Here is a 6,820-nt window from a genome sequence, read left to right as displayed (position 1 = left end):
GAAACCGCGGCAGACGTCGCCGCGGTCACTGCCATCAATCCGACAAGCACGATCAACCAGGCGCGAAGATGCCGCCCCGGCCGCTTCCTCGATAGGATTGCGCCCCCCTCCCTAGTGGGTGCGAAGTCCTCTTCCCCGCCCGCAGGCTGCATGCCCGCCATCCGGCGATTTGCCTCCGGCCATTATACCTGTCGCCCCTCGCTAACCCAGCTGAAAGTCCTGGGCCGTGGCGCGAGCCCGTGACCTTCCCCCGCGATACCGGCTGGGATCAGGCGACCTGTTCGGCAAGGACCCGATTCGGCTGCAAACCCTCCCGCGCCGAAGGCATGGCCGGAAGCTCGATCGCCGCTTCGATTCCCTGCAGGCAGCTGTGTGCCTGGCGGACGAAGGCCTCCCAGGGAGAAGCCGAGAGATCTTCCAATGCCTCCCGGACTCCGGCCGGAGCCTCGAGCTCATCAAGGTCCTGCGCCAGTCTGCCCTGATCGAACCGTTGTCGGAACGAAGCATCCGTGATCGAGCGAGCAACGAGTGTGTCTAAGACGCTACCGTGCATTGGTCTACCTCCACTCCAAATGTGCCGGGCAATGCGCGCAATCGTGCCCCGCGCTCGCCCCGCGCCCTTTCGCCGATGGCGAAGGGATGGCCACTACCTGCCGGTGCCGTCAGTTGCTGGCATGTCGACCTCCTGTGGATTCTCCCCGGGTCCATGCTTGCGCACGCCCGGACCGAAACAATTGCTCAATCTACGCTACATGGAGAATCGACGGGACGGGGTGGGTACCACGGTCCCACTCGGACTCGTTGACCCGAAGCTGTGTCGGCCAGCTTGCGGACGGCCCCAGATATGGGCAGGGGCTCGCACCACTGCGGCAGCCGAACTGGCCGAATTTGGCAATGAGAGTTCGAGGGAACGAATGTCCGGTCGAGGATCGAGGGATCGAGGGACCGAGGGCTAGCTGATCAGCCTCTGGTAGAGGGAGCGAATCGGCTCCGGAGGATCCAGCCCAAGCTCGTCGGCCAGCAGGCGCACGTAGCCTCGATAGTGCGAGACGATCTGGCTCTGGCGGCCAAGGTCCCCCAGTGCCTCGAGGTACCGAAGATGGACATCGTCGCGAAATGGATCGATGTCCAGGGCAATCCGCAGGCAGCGCGCTGCGGCTTCAGGTTGTCCGGCCACCATGGCCTCGTCCGCCGTCTCGGCCAGTAGGTCAAGGTAGCGGCTCTCCAGGACGCGGCGTCGGTCTAGCACCCAGCTCGAAGTCAGTCCCGGCAGGTAGGGGCCGCCGTACGAGTTCACCGCCTCCGTCAGGGCGAACAGCCCGCGAGGATCGCCCGGCGCCATCCGCTGCGCCAGGTTGGCTGCGTGCTCAAAGGCATCCGCATCGTAGTCCAGCTCGATCGAAGGGCTGACCTGGTAGGTGCTGCCATCCAGCACGATCGCGTCCTTGCCCAGCTCACGGCGCAGGCCGTAGATCGCCATATGCAGGTTCGCAGCCTGCCGCCCGGGCATGTGCTCCGGCCAAAACTGTTCGAGCAGGATGTCCCTCTCAACCCGCCGATGGTCTACCAAGAAGAACAACACTTCTCGCGCCAGCGGTTTGAGATCCGCCAGCGGCTGTCCCCCCATCGCCAGATCACTGCGGCCCAGCGCCCGGACAAGCAGCCTGTTGGGGCGATCCTGCTCTTCTGGCTCGGCGCCGAATCGGACCGCCAGCGCCTCCAGCAACTGCACTCTCCCGTGGAGCTGCTGCCAGATCGGGTCGGAAGCGAACTCCCCTTTCAAGAAGCGCAGAAGGTCCGCGTCCGCCAACAGCTCTGCCGCCACCGGTTGAGCGCTGCCGGTTGCCCCGATCCACGCCAGCCAACGCGAGGCTTCCTCTCTGGCCTTGTCGAAAGCACCGGCCAGCCAGTGCGCGCGGAGCAGATGGTACATCGCTACCGCCCGCTCCGCGCTCGTCAGGATCCAGTCCGTGTCCGTCAGCAGCGACTGAACGCGGCAAGCCGCCTCGCCGGGGTCCCCGGTGCTGAGCAAGGCCGCGGTCTCGATCTGGATCACCGGCCACAGGCTTCGCCCGCTGTCGACCGCTACCCCCCGGTGCAGCCAAGCCTGGGCAGTAGCGTTCTGACCTTGCCTGCGGTGCAATGAGCTGATCAGGAGGCAGCCGTAGCGCAGAAGCCACAGGTCCTTCGCCCGCGAGGCTTGCAGGATCCCCCGGTCGTACAGTTCGGCCGCTTGCACCGCCAGCCCCAGGTCATTGAAGATGTCCGCCTGGCTCAGGACCACCAGGGCTTCATTGCGCACGTTCCCAGAGCGGCGGGCAAGACGCAGCGCCTGCTGCAGCAGCCCCATCGCTTCGTCGATCTCCCCTCGCCCGTGCAGGCCGACGGCATAGTTGTTGAGCGCTGCCGTGTAGTCCTCCGACCCCGGGTACCTCGCCGCAAGCAGAGCCAGCGCCTTGCGCATGTAGGGCTCGCCCTCCAGGCTCCGGCCTTGCCGACCCAGCGAGTTGAATAGCGTGACGAGCGTGCGAGCTTCGCGAAACTCGTCTCCTTCAAGCCGGTAGAGCTCGATCGCCCGCCGCAATTCGCCTTCTGCCCTGGACTGATCTCCGCCCGCCTGGGCGATGGCCGCCGCCCGGGATTCGTGGACCGCTCCATGAATCCAAGGATAGCTGCCTTGCGGCACGCGCTCGACGATCCCGTCCAGAATCCGGTTGACGGCATCGACATCCCCACGACGCATTGCCAGGGTGGCTTCTGCGAATTCGGCGAGGCTCCAGAGATCGAGAGGCCGATCGTTCTCCAAGAGAGAGCGCGCCTTGTCCACGAGCCGGCGGGCGTCGTCGTCCCTGCCCTGATCGATGGCCCGCCAGGCAAGCTTGATATACACCTCGGGCACCCGCAGGTCGTACTCCTCCGCCCAGGCCATCCACTGCTCGACTGTCTGGAAATGCGCCTTGCGGTCCATCTCGCGCACATGGCTCGCCATCAAGCCAGCCGCGCGGATGCGGGACCCGGCGGCGAGGAAGGCCTCCACCGCCTCCTCGATCCGTCCCTGTTGCGAAAGGTACGCCGCTGCCCGCATGCGCAGCCGCATCAGACGACGCCGGTCCTCGCGCTCAGCCGTGTCCAGCAGGAACTGGCGAAAGAGAGGGTGGAACTCGAAGGTCGCCGCCTGGTCCTCGCTGACGGCGATGAACAGCCCCTTGCGAACGAGCCACGGAAGCAGCTCGCCGCTGTCGTTCCGGCGCAAGACCGTGTCGCAGGCCGCGACCGACATCACCGGCAGGCAGGCTGCATCCAGGATGAACTGCCGCATGGCTTCGGTTTGCTGACCCAGGACAACGGACGCCAGGTAGTCGTACACCATCGGCTGGCCGCCATCATTGAAAGCCCGGAGGTGGGCAGCCGAGACGCTCCCGGTGAGCAGCAACCCCGTGATCCAGCCCCGGGTCGAATGGATCAAGGACTCGGCTCGCTCCAGGCTGAGTTCTGCGCCACCCTGCAACCGGGTAAGGTCTATGAGCTCCTCGGCCGTAAATGTCAGGTCGTGAGGGCCGAAGCCGGCCAGGTCGCCGTCCGCCATCAGCTTTGCCAGCGACACCTCGAGCACTTCCCGACCGGCGGTGATGACCGTCATCTGCTCAGGCAGTTCCGAAATCAGGACGTCGAGCAGGTCAAGCGCAGGTTGGGAAGAGTTCAGCAAGTGGACATCGTCGAGCACGAGGGCAAACGGCTCGCGAATCGAGTCCCGGACCGCATCGGCGAGCGCCCGCGCCATCCCCGCCGGCACGGTCTGTCCTGTCATAGCCTGGCTGGCCAAGGCTCTAAAGTGCCGGAAGCGGCGACCGAGGGTGGCCTGGATCGCCTCGGCCAGCCGGACGGCATCCCGGTCCGCCGCAGTCAGCCGAACCCAGTAGGTGGGAACCCCCGCATGCGCCGCGAAGTCCGCCAGCAGGGTCGTCTTGCCGTACCCCGCCGGGGCAGCTACAACGATCAATTTGCGCCCGACATAAGCGAGCAGTGCGTCTACCAGGCGAACGCGATGAAGCTTCGTCCGGTCAAACGAAGGAGGTGTGATCCTGTGCGTGTGGAGCGGGTCCGGTCTCGGCACCGTCTCTCCGGCTTCCGCGCCGCAGGCGAGACGCTGCCACAGCTGCACGCCCGGCAGTCATCCCCGCCGATCCCCGCGACCGGCGGCGCGCGTCCGCGACATGCACATTATAGGTCAACTTTCCCGGGGAGCGAGCGCTCGTTGTCCTTAGCTCGGGAGATCCGGGGGGATCGAGAACCGCAGCGTGTGGTCGGTCTGCAGGTCCCGATCGGGGTAACGGACCCTGACTGCCAGCTCACACGCCGCCGGCCGGGGTGTCCCTTGTCGCAAATGAAGCGTGAGCTCGAAGTCAGTCTCAACACATTCGATGACGGCGGCCTCGGCCAACAGCTGACCGGCGCCGTCCACGATGCGCAGCTCGACATCCGGCCGCTCCAGGAAGGGCGTCAGGCGGACGGAGACCTTCACTCGGCGGCCATCTGAATAGGCAGCCGCCCGTGCGCTCAGCACCCGCACCTTCTCCGGGGGAACCGGTACCTGCTCGGGCCCGACCAACTCAACATCCAATGCCCTACTCCCTCCATGCTCCCTGCTGGCTGCTGCCACAGGCGAAGCCGGCGGCTACTCATCAAACAGGTAAGTGGCCTCGCCGTAGTAGCGGACTCGGCGGGATGCGACAACCGTCCGCAGCCAGTGCTCGAGTTCCTCTTGCTTCTCCTCGGCAGACCGGCCAGACGCCAACCGATCCAGCGGGTAGTTCACCCGCAGCGCACGGGGCGAGACAAGGAATCGCGTGAGGCCGGCGGGCAGCAGCACCCCCTGGGACGCCGCCCGGATCACATCCTCCAGCTCGAAACGGGGAAAGACCATCAGGGCGGCGAAGTCCGGGTAGAGATTCTGCAGGCCTGCAGCCCGCACGGCACTGATCCTCTCAAGCTCGCACCGCCCCGTGTAGGCTTCCACTATTCGGTGCAGATTCGCAACCCGCCAGCGCAAGGGTTCCGTCTCGCCCACGATTTCCAGGGTGTGATCCCCGGGCATGGCCAGGTAGGCAAGGCTTGCGCCGGCGCTCAGGTTGAAGGTGGCTCGGTCGACATCGGATCGTACCAGGGCTAGTTCTGGAAAGGCCAGCAAGGCCTGGAGCAATGTGTCGACCGCGACCCGGCGCAGTAGATGATTCCAGGTCTCGAGGCGAACGGAACTGTCGCCGGCGTGGGCAACTTGAACCAGCACATGCGGCAGGTCCATTTCCCGGAAGGCTTCGGTGCGATTGGCCCCATCCAGCACTACATAGCGCTCGGTACGCTGTCCCAGGGGGAGAACGATCGGCGGGTTCTTCAAGACTCCGTCGGCGCGCAGCCGGGTCACCAGTGGCACCACCCGATTCGCATCGAACTGCTCGTGGGGGTGGAGGCTGCTGACTGGGACGATTCTCAGATCGGGCAAATCGAGTGGCGTCGGCAGGGTTACCCGTTCGGCGGCTTCGAATCGTTCACCGCCCGCTTTCGAGGCGAGGCTACCATGGTTGCCATCCGCCTTCAAGGATTCCCCCGCTTTCCGCAGCCTGCTGGCGAGGCTATAATCGTCGGGCCTGCGCGGTTTACCCATCCGGCCCGGCCCGCTCTGCCCAGGGTGCCAGTGACGCCTCCTGCCTGAGCCGGTCTGGGGCGGGTCTAGCGCGATCCAGCCCGACAAGAACCAAACCGAAGGGAGCTGAGCTGAATGACCCGCTACGACGACGCCATCGCCTATGCGCGGCAGAACCGCGATCAATCCCTGCAGTCCCTGATGGAGTTCCTGCGCATCCCCTCCATTTCTACGCTCCCCGAGCACAACCAGGATATGCATCGGGCCGCCGAATGGCTAGTCCAGCGCTTGACCGCCCTCGGTTTCGAGCAAGCCCGAATCTTGCCTACGGCCGGGCATCCCGTTGTCTACGCCGAGCGGCTGAACGCGGGGCCATCGGCGCAGACCATCTTGTTCTACGGACACTACGATGTCCAGCCGACGGATCCGATTGACCTTTGGCGAACCGATCCCTTTGACCCCGTTGTGCAGGGTGACAACCTGTACGGGCGCGGTGCCTCCGACATGAAGGGGCAGGTCATGGCCCATCTGAGCGCCGTCGAGGCGATCTTGCATACCGGGCCTCTCCCGGTCAACCTGAAGATCATGCTGGAAGGCGAGGAGGAGATCGGCTCCCCCAGCCTGCCGGCGTTTATCCAGCAAAACCAGGCACTGCTCAAGAGCAACTTCTGTCTGAATGGCGACTCTGGCATTCTGGCGCCGGATATCCCTGCCCTGACGGTGTCGCTTCGCGGACTCGTTTACGCTGAGGTCAATGTCAAGGGTCCGTCGACGGACCTGCATTCCGGCGGTTTCGGAGGTGCGGTCGACAACCCGGCCTTGGTGCTGTGCCAGGTGATCGCCGGAATGCGAGACGCCCAGGGCGTGATCCAGCTGCCGGGCTTCTACGACAAGGTCCGCCCGCTCAGCGCCAGGGAGCGGGATGAGATGGCCAAGCTGCCGACGGACGAGGCTTGGTGGAAGACCCAGACCGGCGCACCACAGCTGGACGGAGAGGTCGGCTACACCTCGACCGAGCGCGCCTCGGCCCGCCCTACCTTGGACGTCAACGGGTTCTTGAGCGGCTTCACGGGGGCCGGCTCGAAGACCGTGCTGCCTGCGAAGGCCATGGCCAAGATCTCGATGCGGCTGGTGCCGGATCAGGACCCGAAGGAAATCCGGGCTTCGCTCGAGGCCTAT

At 65.4% G+C, this 6,820-nt stretch carries 5 protein-coding genes; 1 reads left to right on the top strand and 4 read right to left on the bottom strand.

Annotated features, from left to right (window positions below):
- Positions 1 to 268: 268 nt before the first annotated feature.
- The 4 genes from MUO23_01615 to MUO23_01600 all read right to left on the bottom strand — a co-directional run bounded on the left by MUO23_01615 (position 269) and on the right by MUO23_01600 (position 5,662).
- Positions 269 to 553 (bottom strand): hypothetical protein, encoded by a 285-nt coding sequence (locus MUO23_01615; protein MCJ7511650.1) that lies wholly within the window; start codon positions 551 to 553, stop codon positions 269 to 271.
- A 399-nt stretch (positions 554 to 952) separates the two neighbouring features.
- Entirely contained in the window at positions 953 to 4,114 is a 3,162-nt protein-coding gene (locus MUO23_01610; protein MCJ7511649.1) for a hypothetical protein, read from the bottom strand.
- Between the two features lie 147 nt (positions 4,115 to 4,261).
- Entirely contained in the window at positions 4,262 to 4,621 is a 360-nt protein-coding gene (locus MUO23_01605; GenBank protein MCJ7511648.1) for a hypothetical protein, read from the bottom strand.
- 54 nt (positions 4,622 to 4,675) lie between these two features.
- The gene (locus MUO23_01600) at positions 4,676 to 5,662 is read right to left on the bottom strand and encodes a hypothetical protein (GenBank protein ID MCJ7511647.1); all 987 of its coding nucleotides are present in this window, start codon (positions 5,660 to 5,662) and stop codon (positions 4,676 to 4,678) included.
- A gap of 114 nt (positions 5,663 to 5,776) precedes the next feature.
- Here MUO23_01600 and MUO23_01595 point away from each other — a divergent pair.
- Positions 5,777 to 6,820, top strand: a 1,044-nt coding sequence (locus MUO23_01595) for a M20/M25/M40 family metallo-hydrolase (protein MCJ7511646.1), incomplete at its 3' end; no start/stop codon positions are given.

The organism is Anaerolineales bacterium (assembly GCA_022866145.1).
In the GTDB taxonomy this organism is placed as follows: domain Bacteria; phylum Chloroflexota; class Anaerolineae; order Anaerolineales; family E44-bin32; genus PFL42.
This window is presented reverse-complemented; position numbering and strand designations above follow the sequence as displayed.